Here is a 17,160-nt window from a genome sequence, read left to right as displayed (position 1 = left end):
GTTACATAAAGGAACATTAGGCATTTTTGCTTTTGAAATATATATTTGGAGGAAGGATAATGTCGTTTGCGGATCTCTCTATAATGAAATTGTTGGCTAATACAATAGACATTCTCCTTGTCTGGTACGTCATCTATAAACTCATAATGATTGTTAAAGGAACAAAGGCTGTCCAATTACTGAAAGGGATTTTTGTCATTATCCTGGTTAAAGTAGCAAGTGACATGTTTCACCTGCAAACTTTAGGGTGGATGATGGAACAAGTGCTTCTTTGGGGATTTCTGGCCATCATAATCATTTTCCAGCCGGAGCTGCGAAGAGCATTGGAACAATTGGGGAGAGGAAGATTCTTCTCAAGGACGGCTAATCAGGAGGAGGAAAATCAGGAGAAACTGGTCGAGTCTATTGCGAAGGCTGTAGATTATATGGCTAAACGGCGCATTGGCGCGCTAATTTCAGTTGAGCGGGAAACAGGGTTGAACGATTATATTGAAACCGGGATTGGGCTGGATTCCAAAATTTCATCTGAGCTCCTGATTAATATATTTATACCGAATACACCGCTGCATGATGGAGCTGTTATCATTCAAAAGAATTGTGTGGCGGCAGCAGCCTGTTATCTGCCTCTGTCAGAAAGTCCTTTCATCTCAAAAGAACTGGGCACCAGACATAGGGCTGCTTTAGGCATTAGTGAAGTAACCGACAGTATTACCATTATTGTTTCAGAGGAAACGGGAAATGTTTCTTTAACCAAAAACGGTGAACTGCATCGTGATTTAAAAGCAGAGGCTTTTAAAGATATGCTTTCCAATGAATTGCTTGTGCAGCAAAAAATAAAGCAGACTTCTTCAGGTCGTTGGAACTGGAGGGGAAAAAGGAATGGATAAATTAATTGATAAATTGGTTGATACCCGCTGGTTCATGAAAATTGTCGCCCTGATCCTGGCCTTTTTTCTGTTTTATTCTGTATATGATGCAGATAAGGAGCTGAAAGTAACAAACGTTCCTGGCCAGCAGGATTCAGACATTATTGAAGATGTCCCCGTGAAAAGCTATTATGATACGGAAAACCTGGTCGTTACCGGTATTCCTGACACAGTTGATTTGAGTATCAAAGGCCCCAAAAGCCACCTGGAGCAAGCAAAAAAACTGCAGAACTTTGAAGTTTATGCAGATTTAACGAATGCTGAAATTGGCTCTCAAAGAGTGAAAATAAAGGTCCGCGATATCTCAGATAAACTGGATGTGACCATTAACCCTCAATATGCAGATGTGACCGTCCACGAAAAAGTCACACAGGAATTCAAAGTGGATGCAGAATTTAATAATGGCCTTCTTGGTGAGGGCTATACAGCTGAAGCGGCATCTGCAGAACCAAAGACGGTTAAAATCACGGGAGCCAAAGAAGTGATCGAGCGGATCAGTTTTGTCAAAGCCACTCTGGATGTGAAGGGCCCTATAACCGAGACAATCGCTGATGATGCAACAGTCAGGGTATTGGACCGTGAGATGAATAAGCTTGATGTCGTTGTGGAGCCTCAGGTGATTCGGGTAACAGTTCCGGTTAAGCAGTTAAGCAAGACGGTGCCTATTACGATCGTCCGGAATGGGGAAGCTCAAGATGGGGTAACCATTAATTCGATTAAACTTGATGTTAATGAGGCTTCAATAACGGGCCGGGAAGATATTTTGAATGAGACTGAAAGTGTCAGGGTAGAGGTAGATGTCAGCAAGATTCAGAAAGATACTGTGCTAACCCTGCCGGTTATTATCCCGGATGGGATTTCAGCAGTAGATCCTAAAACAGTGAAGGCGTCCATTGACGTCAGCACTGAGGAGAATGCAGGAAAAGAAGAAGAGGAAAACACAGAGGAGCCTGCCGAAGAAACACAGGCACAGGCACAGGATCAGGAGGTAACCAAGACCTTTTCCAGCCTTGCCATTAACTTAGCCGGCTTATCAGAAGAATATGAAGCGGTCCTTAAAAATCCTGCTTCCGGAAGGACAAGTATTACGGTTACCGGGAAAAGCAGCAGAGTTCAAGATCTCAAAGCGGACGATTTTAATCTGTATTTGAGCCTGGCAGACCTTGGAGAAGGTGATCATGAGGTGCCAATCAACGTAGAGGGCCCTACAGATGTGGATATAAAGCCTGCTGCAGGTAAAGCGACCATAACGATAACAAAAAAAGAAGAAGCTTAATATAGTTTTTTAAAAGTAAGAAGGAGCGATTATAAAATGGGTAAATATTTCGGTACAGATGGAGTACGCGGAGTTGCAAATAGTGAATTGACACCGGAGCTGGCCTTTAAGCTGGGCCGTTTTGGGGGTTATGTATTAACGAAAGACCATGATCGTCCGAAAGTATTAATCGGCCGGGATACCCGTATTTCAGGCCATATGCTGGAAGGCGCACTTGTAGCAGGGCTATTATCAATTGGAGCAGAAGTTATGCGTCTTGGAGTTATTTCAACGCCTGGTGTTGCTTATTTGACAAAAGCATTGGGGGCAGAGGCTGGAGTCATGATTTCTGCTTCTCATAATCCGGTTGAAGATAACGGAATCAAGTTCTTTGGCCCGGATGGGTTTAAGCTGTCCGATGCTCAGGAAGCGGAGATTGAGGAATTAATGGATATGGCAGAGGATCAGCTTCCAAGACCGGTCGGAGGAAGCCTGGGGCAGGTAAATGATTACTTTGAAGGCGGACAGAAATATCTTCAGTACTTAAAGCAGACAGTTGATGAAGATTTCTCCGGCATTCATATTGCGCTTGATTGTGCGCATGGAGCTACTTCGCCTCTTGCAACGCACTTATTCGCTGACCTTGATGCAGATTTATCCATGATGGGCGCATCTCCTAATGGATTAAATATCAATGCAGGCGTCGGATCTACTCATCCTGAAGCACTTTCTGCCTTTGTAAAGGAGAGAGAAGCAGATGTTGGTCTGGCTTTTGATGGAGACGGAGACCGTTTGATTGCTATTGATGAAAATGGCGATATTGTGGATGGCGACCAAATCATGTATATTTGCGGAAAATACATGAAAGAACAGGGAAGACTTAAGCAGAACACAGTCGTTTCTACTGTCATGAGCAACCTTGGTTTCTATAAAGGGCTGGAAGCCAACGGGGTCGAAAGTGTGCAGACAGCTGTAGGCGACCGCTATGTTGTGGAAGAAATGAAGAAGAATGGTTATAACCTTGGTGGAGAACAGTCAGGACATATTATTTTCCTGGACTACATCACTACAGGAGATGGACTTTTGACCGGGCTTCAGCTTGTGAACATTATGAAGGTAACTAAAAAGCCATTATCTGAGCTTGCAAACGAAATGAAGAAGTTTCCGCAGAAGCTTGTGAATATCCGTGTAACAGACAAGCACCATGTGACAGACAATGAAAAAGTAAAAGAAGTCATTGCACAGGTTGAAGAAGAAATGAACGGAAACGGCCGCATTCTTGTCCGTCCTTCCGGAACAGAGCCGCTGGTCCGCGTAATGGCAGAAGCGCCAACAGGTGAACTATGTGCTTCATATGTAGAGCGCATTGCTGCTGTTGTAGAGAGTGAAATGGGATTGAAAGAGTAAAAAGCACAATTCATATGCATAAGGGAACTCCTGAGCTCCCTTATGCATATTTTTATATATGGCAGCTTCCATCTTTTCTATATCATATTTGTTGACGGAAGTCTGACTTTGATGTATGATAGTCCTGTTTTTGTATTTAAGAATACAGGACAGCTTCATTCAAAAAGAGAAAGGTGGATAGTGAGAGAGACTATTAATTTAAAGCGCCTGAACTGATCCTGGACGCAAGGATTAGTTGACGAGGAGGAGGTTTATCGAATGTTCGGCGGATGCCTCCCGGTTGAAAGCACAACCGATGATTTCTTCTTTAAAACATTCAGGCAACTGAATGGACAAAGAGAAGGAAATGCTAATATTAAAAAACGCTCTTTCAAAAGGCTGTAATGCCCACAGAGCGGCGAATATAAAAAATCAGAGATAAGGGGCAGGACTGCCCCGAAAAGGCTTCTTGCCCCTTCATTATTAGGAGGAAAAGAAGTATGTGTGGAATCGTTGGATATATCGGAAATTTAGATTCAAAGGAAATTTTATTAAAAGGCTTGGAAAAGCTTGAATATAGAGGCTATGATTCAGCTGGAATCGCAGTTATGAATGAAAATGGCGTTCAGGTTTTCAAGGAAAAAGGCCGTATTGCGGACCTTCGCAATATTGTTGATGAAGATGTGATGGCAAACACTGGAATTGGACACACCCGCTGGGCGACTCACGGTGTTCCAAGCACAGTCAATGCTCATCCTCATCAAAGCAATTCCGGTCGTTTTACGCTTGTTCATAATGGCGTTATTGAGAACTATGACATCTTAAAGCGTGAATATTTGCAGGGAGTAGCTCTTCAAAGTGATACAGATACAGAAATCATCGTTCAGCTGATTGACTTATTCGTGAGCGAGGGATTAAGTACTGAAGAAGCGTTCCGTAAAACGCTGACACTATTAAAAGGCTCTTATGCTATTGCCCTTTTGGATGCGGAAAACAATGAAACGATTTTTGTAGCGAAAAACAAGAGCCCTCTTCTGGTTGGATTAGGCGAAACTTTCAATGTAGTCGCTTCTGACGCAATGGCGATGCTGCAGGTTACAGATCAGTACGTTGAACTGATGGACAAAGAAATCGTTATTGTCACAAAAGATGCTGTTCAGATTCAGACACTGAATGGTGAGGCTATCAGCCGCGATCCATATACAGCTGAATTGGATGCAAGCGATATTGAAAAGGGAACATACCCGCACTACATGCTGAAAGAAATCGATGAGCAGCCTTTAGTGATGCGCAAAATCATCCAGAAGTATCAAAATGATAATGACGAGCTGACGATCGATCAGGAAATCGTTGACGCGATGAACGATGCGGACCGCATCTATATCATTGCTGCAGGTACTTCTTATCATGCAGGACTTGTTGGAAAGCAGTTTATTGAAAAAATCGCAAAAATCCCAGTTGAAGTTCACATTTCAAGTGAGTTTGGCTACAATATGCCATTGCTTTCAGAGAAGCCGTTATTTATCTTTATCTCTCAGAGCGGTGAAACAGCAGACAGCCGTGCCGTGCTTGTGAATATTAAGGAAATGGGCCATAAGGCGTTAACGATTACAAACGTTCCAGGTTCAACTCTATCCCGTGAAGCGGATTACACTTTATTGCTTCATGCAGGCCCTGAAATTGCCGTTGCTTCTACAAAGGCTTATACAGCCCAGATTGCTGTATTATCCATTCTTGCAGAAGTAACTGCGAAGAGCCGCGGATTGGAGCTGGACTTCAACCTTGTACAGGAGCTCGGCATCGTTGCGAATGCCATGGAAGTTCTTTGTGATGCAAAGGAAGAGTTCGAAGACATTGCACGCAAATTCCTTTCCACTACTCGCAATGCGTTCTTTATTGGCCGTGGAATCGACTTCTATGTCGGCCTTGAAGGTGCACTTAAACTGAAAGAAATCTCATATATTCAAGCTGAAGGCTTTGCAGGCGGAGAATTAAAGCACGGAACCATTGCTTTAATTGAGAACGGTACGCCAATCATTGCTCTGGCAACTCAAGAAAGTGTAAACCTAAGCATTCGCGGCAACGTTAAAGAGGTTGTTGCCCGCGGAGCAAACCCTTGCATCATTTCCATGAAAGGGCTGGAAACAGAAGAAGACAGCTTTATCATTCCGGAAGTGAACGAGCTATTAACACCTCTTATCTCTGTAATACCATTACAATTGATCTCTTACTTTGCTGCGCTGCACCGCGAGTGTGACGTAGATAAGCCGCGTAATCTGGCTAAGTCGGTTACTGTGGAGTAAGGGGTATTTCATAAAAAAGATGTTCCCTAAAACGAGTGAAAATTGGAGGATTGCCTCCAGTTTTCCTCGTTTTTTTGTCCAAAAGCGGGGAAGCTGGATTCTAACAAAAGACAGGAGAATAAAGAAGCAAATTAGGGAACAACAATTAAACGCCAGTAGAAAACGGGAGATTAGTTGAACAATGCTGCTGGTATCCATGTCAGGAGCAAGTTGAATACAAAAGGCAGGATGCTCGATAAAGCATTCTGCCTTTTTTTCTATAGATCATAGTAATTTAAAAGCAGATAAGCAATCCATCTGCTTTGAGGAATGTTTCTAATATTTGTAATCAGCCCTTGAACGATAGCAGGACTCAGGCTGCGCTCCTGTACATCCTTCTTTAGGAGGACGAGGGATTCTTTTTCAATTGAATCTTCTAATTCCTCTATTTTCTGCTCCATGATTTCAATCATTTGCCCGTCTGTCACCTCTTCATGTCCGGACTTCCTGAACGTGTCATAGAGCTCGTCTGTTATAAACGGAATGGTTGAGTGCTTTGCCAGCAGGTCCGTTTTTTCCGCAAGTGACCGGCATAGAAGGTCCAAATCCAAAGGTATATTGAAAAATAAAAATAAATGAGAGTACACATGCATGAAGCCTTTAATGCAATAAATTAAATCATATTTTGTATGCTGGGCAGCCTCACCATATAGCCGATCCAGCATCGATAGGGTGATATCATCAATTAATTGGTCAAAGTGGCGGCCTTTTGATAGCAGTTCTTCATTAAAAGTATGCGCTTGTTCCTTAATAAAAACCTTGGCGAAGTCAGAATGCTTTTGAAAGGAGTGGAAAGTGGTGTAATAAAACTTCCTTAAAAGCTCTCCGCCTGTGTTATTCGGGTCTTTGACTATTCGGTCAACATCTGAGATGAACTGCTCCATAAACTGATCGATCAAAGCCATAATCAATTCATCTTTTGATTTAAATGATAAGTAGAAAGCTCCTTTGGAAATACCGGAGTGCTCGGTGATCTGCTGAACAGAGGTAGCTTCAAACCCTTGCTTGGCAAAGAGTTCTAAAGCGCTTTCCATAATTAATTGCTTCTTGCTCATGTAAGAATGTCACTCCTTTATGATTGACAAATGACCACCTGGTCATTATTATATGTAATTGAGTCTAATAAGTCAATTTAGGGTAGGTGCACAAGTGAAAGGGTTAGTGAATTTTGTCCTGCAGAATAAGCTTGCAGTCTGGCTGTTAACAATTATTATCACGGTATCTGGCATTTATTCAGGTACACGGATGAATATGGAGACTATTCCGGATGTCTCAATTCCTTACTTAATGGTAATGGACGTATATCCGGGGGCAACTCCTGAAAAAGTGATGGATGATGTGTCCATCCCAATCGAAAAAGCCGTCGAAGGTCTTGAAGACGTTAAATATGTTTACTCAAATTCATATTCTAACATGTCGAATATCCAAGTGGAATATGAATATGGTATTGATATGGACGAAGCCAAGCGTGCTCTTCAATCTGCTCTGGATGCAGTGGAGCTGCCGGAAGGAGCACAGGAACCGACAATTACGGCCATCAGCATGAACATGATGCCGGTTGCTGCGCTGAGTGTAAGCAGCAAATCAGAGGATATCGTTGAGTTAACTTCAACGGTAGAAGATATCATACTGCCAAAACTTGAAAAGATTGATGGTGTAGCATCAGCGACCATCACGGGCCAGCATGTGGAAGAAGTGCAGCTCACATACAACGAAGAAAAATTGGCTGAGCTTGAGCTCACCGAAGATAAAGTAAAGGAAATGATTCAGGCAAGCAACATGGCTGTATCATTGGGACTTTACGAATTTGAAGAGGGTGAGCAGGCTGTCGCAGTGGACGGCAAGTTCATGACCGAGGATGAATTAAAGAACATGCTCATCCCGGTAACACCAACTGCACAAAACCAGTCACCTTTTGTAAAGCTGAGCGACATTGCCGAGATTGATACGGTCGGCAGGGTGCAATCTGTATCCCGTACAAATGGTGATGATGCCATTGCCATTCAAATCGTCAAAGAACAGCAGGCTAACACTGTTGAAGTGGTCAACAATGTCAAAGAATTAATCAAGGAAGAAAAGGAAAAGATTGATGGCCTTGTCATAGATCTTTCACTTGACCAGGGGAAGCCGATTGAAGAATCCGTTTCAACTATGATTGAAAAGGCTGTGTTCGGCGGGCTGATCGCAGTCTTGATTATTTTGCTGTTCCTGCGTGATTTTAAATCAACGATCATCTCGATCGTATCAATTCCAGTTTCGATTTTTATGGCGCTCCTATTGCTTCACTGGATGGATATTACGCTGAACATCATGACATTGGGAGCCGTTACGGTTGCCATTGGCCGTGTTATTGATGACTCAATTGTAGTCGTTGAAAATATTTACCGCCGCCTTCATCTGAAGGAAGAAAAACTGACAGGGCGCGCACTTATTCGAGAAGCTACGATTGAAATGTTCAAGCCAATCCTCTCCTCGACATTGGTAACCGTTGCTGTATTCGCGCCGCTCATTTTTGTCGGAGGAATGGTTGGCGAGCTGTTTACGCCATTCGCTTTGACCATGACTTTCGCGCTCGGTGCTTCACTTCTTGTAGCGATCACCATTGTTCCGGCACTATCTCATTTCTTGTTTAAAAAGAAATTATATAGTGAAAAAACGGAAGGCAGCCACAAAGAAGCTGGAAAGCTATCAAAATGGTATAAAAGCATACTTGAGAAGTCTCTTAATCATAAGATTATTACTTCCATCATTGCCGTTGTCCTGCTGGCAGGAAGCTTAGCACTGACACCAATGATCGGATTCAGCTTTATGGGCAGTGAAGAAGAAAAAGTGATGTACTTAACGTACACACCTGAAGCTGGAGAACTGAAAGAAGAAACATTAAAGAACGTTGAAGCAGTAGAAGAAAAAATGCTTAAACGTGATGATATTGACATCGTTCAAATATCTGTAACCGAAGAAGCAGACCAAATGGCTGCCATGATGGGCGGAGGTGCAGGCGGAGCTTTAATGTACCTGATCTTTGACCCTGAAATGGATAATTTTCTTGAAGTCCGTGAAGAAATAGAAGATTATGTGTTTAATATTGGACAATCTGGTGAGTGGAAGAGCCAGAGCTTTACATCTATGTCCGGTTCAACCAATGACGTCAGCTACACATTCTACAGTGAAGATTTAGATAAACTGAATGATGCTGTCAAAATGGTAGAAGATGTGCTGAAGGAAAATAAAGAATTGGAGGATATTTCTTCAAGTGCAGAAGATGCCTTTGTTGAGTATACCTTCAATGTGGAGCAGGATGAACTGCTGCAGTACGGTCTGACAGCGGGTCAAATTGTCATGATGCTGAATCCTTCAAACACCAAGGATGTTCTGACAACGATTGAAAAAGATGGTGAAACCCTTGAAGTCATTGTCCAGCAGGAGAAGGCGGAACAGCCGAAATCCGTTGAGGATATTCTGGAGACTCAAGTACCGACAGCATTGGGTACAACCATGCCTCTTTCCGAGCTGATCACAGTGGAAGAGGGGACAACACATAACACGCTTGCCCGCAGTAAAGGTGAGTACTATGCAACCGTATCAGGTAAGGTAAAAGGCGATGACATCTCAAAGGCTACATCTGCAGCAGATGAAGCGATTGATAAATTGGATCTGCCGAAAGGTGTAACAGTCGGTGTAGCCGGCGTTCAGGCGGATATGAATGAGACATTTACACAGCTTGGCGCTGCGATGCTTGCTGCGATCGCGATTGTGTACTTTATTCTGGTTGTCACATTCCGAGAAGGAGTGGCGCCATTTGCGATTCTCTTCTCCCTTCCATTTGCCGTGATTGGTTCGTTTGTTGGCTTATTAATTGCCGGTGAAACCATTTCTGTATCGGTCATGATGGGAATGCTGATGCTAATTGGTATCGTCGTAACCAATGCCATCGTTCTGGTGGACCGGATCATCCATATGGAACGTGACGGCCTGGTCATGAGGGAAGCTGTGCTGGAAGCTGGAGCAACCCGCCTTCGCCCTATCCTGATGACAGCCATTGCAACAATTGGCGCATTAATTCCACTGGCCATCGGATCCGGCGGCGGTGGAGGGCTTATCTCCAAAGGCCTTGCGATTACCGTTATCGGCGGTCTGGCAAGCTCGACACTATTGACCCTGATCATTGTGCCGATTGTGTACGAAGTATTATCGAAGATGTTTAAGAAAAACCGCAGAGAAATCGAAGAAAACTAAAAGGAAGCCCTGCAGGATAAATGAATGCCTGCAGGGCTTTTTAAGAAAGTATAAAATTTTGAACGTCGATAATTGTCTAGCTCCAGCGCCTACCTCCTCGAGGTCACAAGCCGATCCTCCCAAAAAGGCAAAGAACGCCTTTCCGTAAGGCTCGTCTTGTGCTTGTCGGGGGTGGGCAAGGCGCTTGCGCTTTTCTTATTCAACTAAATCCCCCTGATAAACTCCCTCTTTTCTTTTACAAGATCGACTCTTGCAAATAAAAGTGCATACATAATAGCAAAAATAAGATAGGCCAGGCCAATGATCAGGCTAAGGGTCCTTGGAGCAAATATCTCCAGCAGGAATCCTGCTGTGCCCATGGAGATAGCCAGTGAAAGGTTTGAAACCATCTGCATTAAACCAAAAAAGGTTCCCTGTTTGGATCGGGGTATAAATTTCATCATGACCGTGTCCAGGCATATGTTGCCAAGCCCGCCCGCAAAAGTGATCAGCACAACGGTGAGAAGAGCAGCATAAAAGCTTGGTGCAAGGCTCAATAAAATATGGCCGGTGCCTTCTAATGCGATAAAGATGATCGCAAGCACCAGGAGGCTGCGTTTCATCATATGGGAAAAAAAGGAGCTTAGAATAAGGCCAATACCCAGTGCGCCATACATAAAACCAACACCCAACTCACCCATATCAAAAACTTCCAGTCCATATATGCTGACAAGAATATTATCTATACCATTGGCGAGCGGCATGGTCAGCATCATAATAAAAAAGGCAATCAGTGCGGAAGAGCCAAGAATCAGTTTCCCTGGTGAAATGGCTCCCGATGTTCCCGGTTTCCTCCTGTGTTCCTCAGAAACTGACGGGAAAACCATCCTGGAGATCAGATACGCTGATAACAGAAAGGTAAGGCCGTTAATCATAAAAGCAGCATGGTTTCCCAGAAAGTAGGCGAGGATCCCTCCGGTGCTTGATCCCAAAATGAGAACTGCCCCAATCATGACTTGTTCAATCGCATTTACATATATAAGCCTATCAGATTTTACAAGGGCAGGTATCGCAGACATCCTGGCCGGTGAATAGATGGCGTCGCCCATTGAGATCAGGAGTGCACTTGTATAAACAATCCATAGATCCCCCGGTTCCCTTACGAAAAGAAGGCAGAGGACCGCCGGCACTCTCAGCAAGTCCACTGTCACCAGAATGGCTTTTTTGGAAAAACGGTCTGCGAGCATGCCCCCTATTGGGGCAATGAAGAAAAAGGGTGCCATGCGAATGGCGAATAAAAGTCCGATTGCGACTCCAGAGCCGGTTACACGGTAGAGCAGCGCAAGCAGCGCAACCTGTGTAAATCGATTTCCAATTCCATTTATGACACCAGCCCAAAAGAGCTTTTGATAATTTTTCTCCTGTTTCCATACAATCCAATTTGTCATGTTAACGCACCTCAGCGTAAATTGATTCGATAGTTATTTAATCTGCTGGAAGAGGTAATTTATTAGATATATATCTAATTAGATTATATTCAAATTAGTTTGTTAACACAATAATAAATTTTGTAATGATGAAACTTTACCAATATAGAATCGTAAAGATGAATAAGGAGGCGGGTGCGATGAAATTATTATTCGAGGTCATATTTCTGTTATTTATTATCTATTTCAGCTATCACTATATTATCCTCATAACTAAGATGAAGAAAACTGCCCTTATTCCTTCAGATAAGAATGATCTGAGAGGAGTAAGGAAATTCCCCCAAAAAACAGCGAACAGCGCTGTTATCTCCAAGAACAAGCTGGGGCTCACTATGTATGCTGTTATGCTTGTATTTCTAATCGCTATGTTTATACTCGGTAAATATAATATGAAATTTAGCTGGACATATCTCTATCTACTGTTTATCCCATTAATCAACGCCAAAGATATCCTTAATGTATTTGCAGTCTATGATGACGGCTTTATAAGCGGAAGCAGGTTTGTTCCATGGAAAAACCTGAAATCCTTCCAGTTCAAAAAAATAGATTTAGATCACAAATACTATGGGTATTCTCCGGAAGTAAATGAAAGCTGCGAACTTATTCTAAAGACGAAAATGTACAGCCACAGCCTGGTAGTAACGGAAGAGGAAATGAAAGAAAGGCTGGCCCGTATTTTGGAAGAGCAAATGAAACCGGCATAGAGAAGTTTTAAATCGTTCTTTTGTTGGTATTTATATAGTAAAACATCAGGAAAGGATCAGGAAAAATGAAAGAAATTACAGTTACAGTTGACTATGAAGGTTTAAAATACCAAACAAATATCATAACAAATAAAGAAGCCGGTGACGAAGAAATTTTAAAGCAGGCAGAAGACCAGATCAGAAGACAGTTGAATAATTAAGAGTAAAAAAGAACCCCCTTAATCAGTGAAGATAAGGGGGTTAAATATGGGATCAGTGAAGTTTTTGATTTAGTTTTTGCTGCAGCATTTCAATTTTATTTGGCAGGACAAATAAGTACTCTATTAAACTCTCTAAAAGCTCCATCAGCAGGGAGGCCATATCCAGATCAATATCCTTTTCAAGATCAAGCATCTCGTAAAAGGCGCTGCCTGGCTGTGCCAGCTGGCTTAAAGACTGCAGAGGCCTTGCTAAATCAACATGTTTTGGCAGCAGTTCAAACTGCTTTGAAAGGTTTTGCCCTTTGACTTCTTCACCAAGGAAGTTTTTCAGGATACTCTCAAGGACCCGCTTGGACATCACGGCTGTTGCAATCGTATCTTTGGAATAGCTGACGTTTAAAGCTGATCGGTAGGCGCGTGTCAGGTCTCCCGGCACTTCCTTTATTTTCTCCAGCTGAGTAAGGAGCTCCTTCGCTGAATTAGGATCATAGATATAAAGAATAGTCTCGTCGCTTGATTGGTCATCTTGATTGAGTATCATGATAAAAACGGATTCCTTTTTACAGGCCGAACAATTCCCATGGGAAAGTATGCTTGACTTGCTTGTATGATTGTAATTTGCTTTTATCGTAAAAAGGCTCGGCTTACTGCATTTAGGACACTCGCATCGGACACTTGATGGTATCTTCCTATAACCAAATTGACTATGAGAAATAATTTGTGCCGGCAACACTCTTCTCATTATCATATCCCCCCGCTAGAATTCATATTTTCCATTCCATTACATTTAAGTATAACTTTGAAAAATAAGAGGGACAAACCTGAAAAATATGGAATTTATGGAAGGTGGATGGGAAGTAAGCAACAGGTACTTAAAAGTGCCTGCTTAACAAACAATAAGCGGGAATACTATACTAATTACTATTCTTTATAAGGAGATGAAAAAATGAATAATCCATATCCTCGTTCGTTTTCGCATATAGGGCTTTCCGTGCCGGATATCACTAAAGCTGTCCATTTTTATCAGGAGGTGCTCGGCTGGTATGTCATCATGGAGCCTTCTGAGGTAATTGAAGATAACAGCCCAATCGGGCAGATGTGCACAGACGTGTTTGGTCCAGGCTGGGGAAGCTTTAAAATTGCCCACCTGTCTACTTCTGATAAAGTGGGAATTGAACTATTTGAATTTCCGAATAATGAGGATCCTGAAAATAACTTCGAGTTCTGGAAGACAGGCATTTTTCATTTTTGTGTGCAAGATCCGGATGTCGAAGGGCTTGTGGAGAAAATTGTGGAGCATGGCGGAAAACAGAGAATGCCAATTCGGGAATACTATCCAGGAGAAAAGCCGTATCGAATGGTGTACTGTGAAGATCCGTTCGGGAACCTGCTGGAAATCTATTCACACAGTTATGAGCTTACCTATTCACAGGGCGCTTATTAAAGGAGGAGCATCATGAAAGCTTTATTATTAGAAGGAAAAGGCTTATGGGAAGAGATGAAAATCGGGGAAGCCGAAAAACCAAAGCCTCAAAAAGGAGAAATTCTGGTTAAAGTACATGCGGCTGGTTTGAACCCTGTGGATTATAAAACAGCGACTGGCGGCAATCCAAATTGGCTATATCCCCATATTCTGGGAGTTGACGCGGCGGGTATTATCGAAGAAGTCGGCGAAGGCGTACAAGGATGGCAGCCTGGAGACAGAGTTGTTTACCATAGCGATTTAACCAAAAAGGGAAACTTTGCTGAATTTGCAGTAACGACCGCACATACCGTTTCGCGCATTCCTGACTCCATATCTTTTGAAGAGGCAGCAGCTTTGCCGTGTGCCGGATATACAGCTTATCAATCGCTTTTCCGCAAGCTCCACATTCAAAAAAGACAAACCATTTTAATCCATGCAGGTGCAGGCGGTGTAGGCGGATTTGCTGTTCAGCTGGCCAAACTTGCAGGTTTAACCGTTCTTACTACGGCATCTTCCCATAATCATGAATATGTGAGGAGTCTTGGTGCTGATTATCCTATAGATTATAAAAGGGATGACTTTGTTGAAAAAACCCTGGAAATCACGGAAGGAAAAGGTGTTCATTCCGTCTTGGATACGGTAGGCAGAGATAATGCCACTAAGTCACTGAAAGCTTTAGCATTTAATGGCCAGCTGGCTTTTATAGCAGGACAGCCTGATTTTTCACAGGCCGTTTCCTTTGCTCATCCATTATCTTTTCATATGGTTGCTCTTGGGAGTGCTCATCAATCCAATAACCTGGCAGAACAGACAGATCTCTCGGTAATGGGGGATGAAATGCTGAAATTAATGCAAGAAAAAAAGATAAGTCCGCTTCTTGAAGAAGTGATTGCTCTCGAGGAAGTTCCTTCTGCTCTGAAGCGCTTATCTGAGCGGGCTGTTAAGGGGAAAATTGTGGCCAAGCTAATTTAATTAAAAAGAGCTACTCCCACATGGGAATAGCTCTTTTTCCATTATCCTTTATAAGGGTTATTACGGTTTTCCCTGACATTGTTAAAATCATACGCATCTCGATTGCGGGTATCGACATCATCGTTATAGGCCGAAACCGTGCGGTCATTTGTGCTCAGATCTTCAGGGTTTCCGCTCAGCGGACGGTTTAAATCCAGATTCTCATCAGTCCAAACACCGCTGCTGTTTCTGGTGTTATCCTTAAAAGCATTCGTTCCGCGATCAAGCTCGCCAGGGTTCAAAGGATCAGTGCTTGTGTACGTCGTCCGATCTCCATCTAAAACGGAACGGTCCGTATTTGTATAGCCGTCAGTAAAGTCTGCAGACTTCGTATCAGGATCGACTAACACAAGGATTTTTCCTGATTTGACATCTGCTTCATAGCGATGTGCTTCTTCCTCTGGAATGCCCATGCCGATAAGTGCTCCGGCAATACCGCCCGCACCTGCACCAACAGCGGCTCCTGTTAATGTAGCAGCAATTGGTCCTGCTGCCACAATTGGCCCGATTCCGGGAATCGCCAATGCGCCTACACCGGCCAGAAGACCTGTTAATCCTCCCAGAACACCGCCAGTAGCCGCACCAGCAGCTAATCCCTCTTCCGTTTTTGTGCCTGTTTCTTCTGTAACGGCATCCACATCGTCCTTATTTTTACTGATTACGGAAATATCTTCAGGACGGTATCCCTCTGCTCTTAACTTTTCAACCGCTTGAATAGCTTCCTGTTCTGTATCGTATGCACCTACAACATGCTTGTTTGTTGCCATGTTCATCATCCTCCTTAATAATTTTTGTTTATCTATTGGTGTACATACCTTTTTCATTAAGCCCATAAACCGCGTGGATAAAATTACTAATAATTTCCCCTTGACTGATAGGTGGCTTGACCTGTAACTGGATAATCGGTAGTTTTAAAAATAGAACAGGCACAAGGAAGGTTGATCTCTATGAAAAAACTTTATTATGAAGACCCATATATCAAAACATTTGAAACAGAACTTGTATATCAGGCAGCAGACGACAGGGGGATATATGCCGTCCTGAAAGAAACGGCCTTTTATCCGACTGGCGGAGGACAGCCTCATGATGAGGGGACACTCAATGGCATAAAAGTGGTGGATGTCGAAGAAGCGGAAGGGGAGATCCGTCATTATTTAGAAAGAGAATTGGAGCCTTCTATTTCCGAAATATCAGGAAAAATCGATTGGAACAGACGGTTGGACCATATGCAGCAGCATGCAGGCCAGCATATATTATCGGCTGCATTTGAAGAGCTTTACGGCTATAAAACAGTCAGCTTTCATTTAGGCAAAGAAATATTAACTATTGACTTGGAAATTAGTGAACTGCCTGTCGGGCACGCAGAGGAAGCGGAGAGACTGGCTAATGCCATCATTCTTGAAAATCGTCCGATTGAAGCCAGGTGGGTGAGTGCAGAGGAAGCTTCCCAATTCCCGCTCCGTAAGCAGCTGTCTGTCAGTGAAGATATCCGGCTTGTGATCATTCCGGAGTTTGATTATAACGGATGCGGCGGAACACACCCAACATCAACCGGCCAGGTAGCCGGTGTAAAAATATTGGACTGGGAGCGCCAAAAAAAGAAAATCCGCGTACAATTTATCTGCGGCAGCCGGATTCTCAAGCAGCTTCAGACGAAACATGAAATTACCGGGAATCTGAGTCAGCTTCTAAATGCACCAGAGCAGGACCTGCCTTCAGCGGCCAGCCGCCTGATTGAAAATGGAAAGGACCTGGAGAAGCAGCTGGAAGCAGCAAAGGAAGCCCTGTTAGCTTATGAAGCTAAAGAAATGTTCACAGGCGGAAAGGAGAAGTGCATCAGCAAGGTCTTTGAGGGGCGATCCATCCAGGAGCTGCAGAAGCTGGCACGCTTAATCGCCTCCCAAACTGAAAATGCCGATGTTATCCTAATCAATGAAACCGCCGATAAACTCCAATTTGTCTGTGCCAGGGGAGCAGATTCTGAATCTGATATGAAGAGCCTTTCAGCAGAACTTCTGCAGAAGATTAACGGCAAAGGCGGCGGGAATCCTCAATTTGCACAGGGTGGAGGAGACAAGCTCATGAGCGGGGAGGACCTGCTGGAATATGCAATGAGACTTGCAGGCCAAAAGTAATTGAATCCGCATCTAATGGACAGATTCAATTGAT

Annotated in this window: 15 protein-coding genes; 11 read left to right on the top strand and 4 right to left on the bottom strand. The window is 43.3% G+C overall.

The genetic code is table 11. The features are described 5' to 3' along the window. Positions 1–59: 59 nt before the first annotated feature. The 5 genes from cdaA (at position 60) to glmS (ending at position 5,870) form a co-directional block, all read left to right on the top strand. Positions 60–887: a diadenylate cyclase CdaA gene (cdaA, locus tag NYE23_RS20160; protein WP_341080308.1), complete on the top strand. Its 828-nt coding sequence runs from the start codon at positions 60–62 to the stop codon at positions 885–887. Then, entirely contained in the window at positions 880–2,202 is a 1,323-nt protein-coding gene (locus tag NYE23_RS20155; protein ID WP_341080306.1) for a CdaR family protein, read from the top strand. The genes cdaA and NYE23_RS20155 overlap by 8 nt, the downstream gene beginning before the upstream one ends. A gap of 36 nt (positions 2,203–2,238) precedes the next feature. Next, entirely contained in the window at positions 2,239–3,588 is a 1,350-nt protein-coding gene (glmM, locus tag NYE23_RS20150; protein WP_341080304.1) for a phosphoglucosamine mutase, read from the top strand. Positions 3,589–3,846: 258 nt separating this feature from the next. Next, entirely contained in the window at positions 3,847–3,972 is a 126-nt protein-coding gene (locus NYE23_RS20145) for a hypothetical protein (protein ID WP_341080302.1), read from the top strand. Positions 3,973–4,067: 95 nt separating this feature from the next. Continuing rightward, positions 4,068–5,870 (top strand): glutamine--fructose-6-phosphate transaminase (isomerizing), encoded by a 1,803-nt coding sequence (gene glmS / locus NYE23_RS20140; protein WP_341080301.1) that lies wholly within the window; start codon positions 4,068–4,070, stop codon positions 5,868–5,870. Between the two features lie 257 nt (positions 5,871–6,127). Here glmS and NYE23_RS20135 read toward each other — a convergent pair whose 3' ends face one another. Beyond that, positions 6,128–6,964 (bottom strand): TetR/AcrR family transcriptional regulator, encoded by an 837-nt coding sequence (locus NYE23_RS20135; protein ID WP_341080299.1) that lies wholly within the window; start codon positions 6,962–6,964, stop codon positions 6,128–6,130. Between the two features lie 94 nt (positions 6,965–7,058). On the opposite strand from NYE23_RS20135, the gene NYE23_RS20130 reads away from it, so the two are divergent. Further along, entirely contained in the window at positions 7,059–10,145 is a 3,087-nt protein-coding gene (locus tag NYE23_RS20130) for an efflux RND transporter permease subunit (protein ID WP_341080297.1), read from the top strand. A gap of 203 nt (positions 10,146–10,348) precedes the next feature. Here the strand turns inward: NYE23_RS20130 and NYE23_RS20125 are convergent, their stop codons facing one another. Continuing rightward, positions 10,349–11,572 carry an MFS transporter gene (locus NYE23_RS20125; protein ID WP_341080295.1) on the bottom strand — a complete coding sequence of 408 codons (1,224 nt, stop codon included), beginning with the start codon at positions 11,570–11,572 and terminating at the stop codon, positions 10,349–10,351. Between the two features lie 179 nt (positions 11,573–11,751). On the opposite strand from NYE23_RS20125, the gene NYE23_RS20120 reads away from it, so the two are divergent. Together NYE23_RS20120 and NYE23_RS20115 are read left to right on the top strand one after the other, a co-directional pair. Next, positions 11,752–12,315, top strand: a complete 564-nt coding sequence (locus tag NYE23_RS20120) for a hypothetical protein (protein WP_341080293.1) — start codon at positions 11,752–11,754, stop codon at positions 12,313–12,315. A gap of 65 nt (positions 12,316–12,380) precedes the next feature. Further along, entirely contained in the window at positions 12,381–12,515 is a 135-nt protein-coding gene (locus NYE23_RS20115; protein WP_341080291.1) for a BA3454 family stress response protein, read from the top strand. 52 nt (positions 12,516–12,567) lie between these two features. Here NYE23_RS20115 and NYE23_RS20110 read toward each other — a convergent pair whose 3' ends face one another. Continuing rightward, on the bottom strand, positions 12,568–13,257 hold the full coding sequence (locus NYE23_RS20110) for a hypothetical protein (RefSeq protein ID WP_341080289.1): 690 nt from the start codon (positions 13,255–13,257) through the stop codon (positions 12,568–12,570). A gap of 204 nt (positions 13,258–13,461) precedes the next feature. Here NYE23_RS20110 and NYE23_RS20105 point away from each other — a divergent pair, with 204 nt between their 5' ends. Both NYE23_RS20105 and NYE23_RS20100 read left to right on the top strand, forming a co-directional pair. After that, entirely contained in the window at positions 13,462–13,959 is a 498-nt protein-coding gene (locus NYE23_RS20105) for a lactoylglutathione lyase family protein (protein ID WP_341080286.1), read from the top strand. Positions 13,960–13,971: 12 nt separating this feature from the next. After that, positions 13,972–14,952, top strand: a complete 981-nt coding sequence (locus NYE23_RS20100) for a zinc-binding dehydrogenase (protein WP_341080283.1) — start codon at positions 13,972–13,974, stop codon at positions 14,950–14,952. A gap of 41 nt (positions 14,953–14,993) precedes the next feature. On the opposite strand, the gene NYE23_RS20095 is transcribed toward NYE23_RS20100, so the two are convergent. Continuing rightward, positions 14,994–15,758: a general stress protein gene (locus NYE23_RS20095; protein ID WP_445662607.1), complete on the bottom strand. Its 765-nt coding sequence runs from the start codon at positions 15,756–15,758 to the stop codon at positions 14,994–14,996. 180 nt (positions 15,759–15,938) lie between these two features. On the opposite strand from NYE23_RS20095, the gene NYE23_RS20090 reads away from it, so the two are divergent. Next, positions 15,939–17,126, top strand: coding sequence for an alanyl-tRNA editing protein (locus NYE23_RS20090; RefSeq protein ID WP_341080281.1), 1,188 nt, complete (start codon positions 15,939–15,941; stop codon positions 17,124–17,126). Positions 17,127–17,160 lie beyond the last annotated feature (34 nt).

It is taken from the genome of Cytobacillus sp. FSL H8-0458, from assembly GCF_038002165.1.
Classification (GTDB): Bacteria; Bacillota; Bacilli; order Bacillales; family Cytobacillaceae; genus Cytobacillus.
This window is presented reverse-complemented; position numbering and strand designations above follow the sequence as displayed.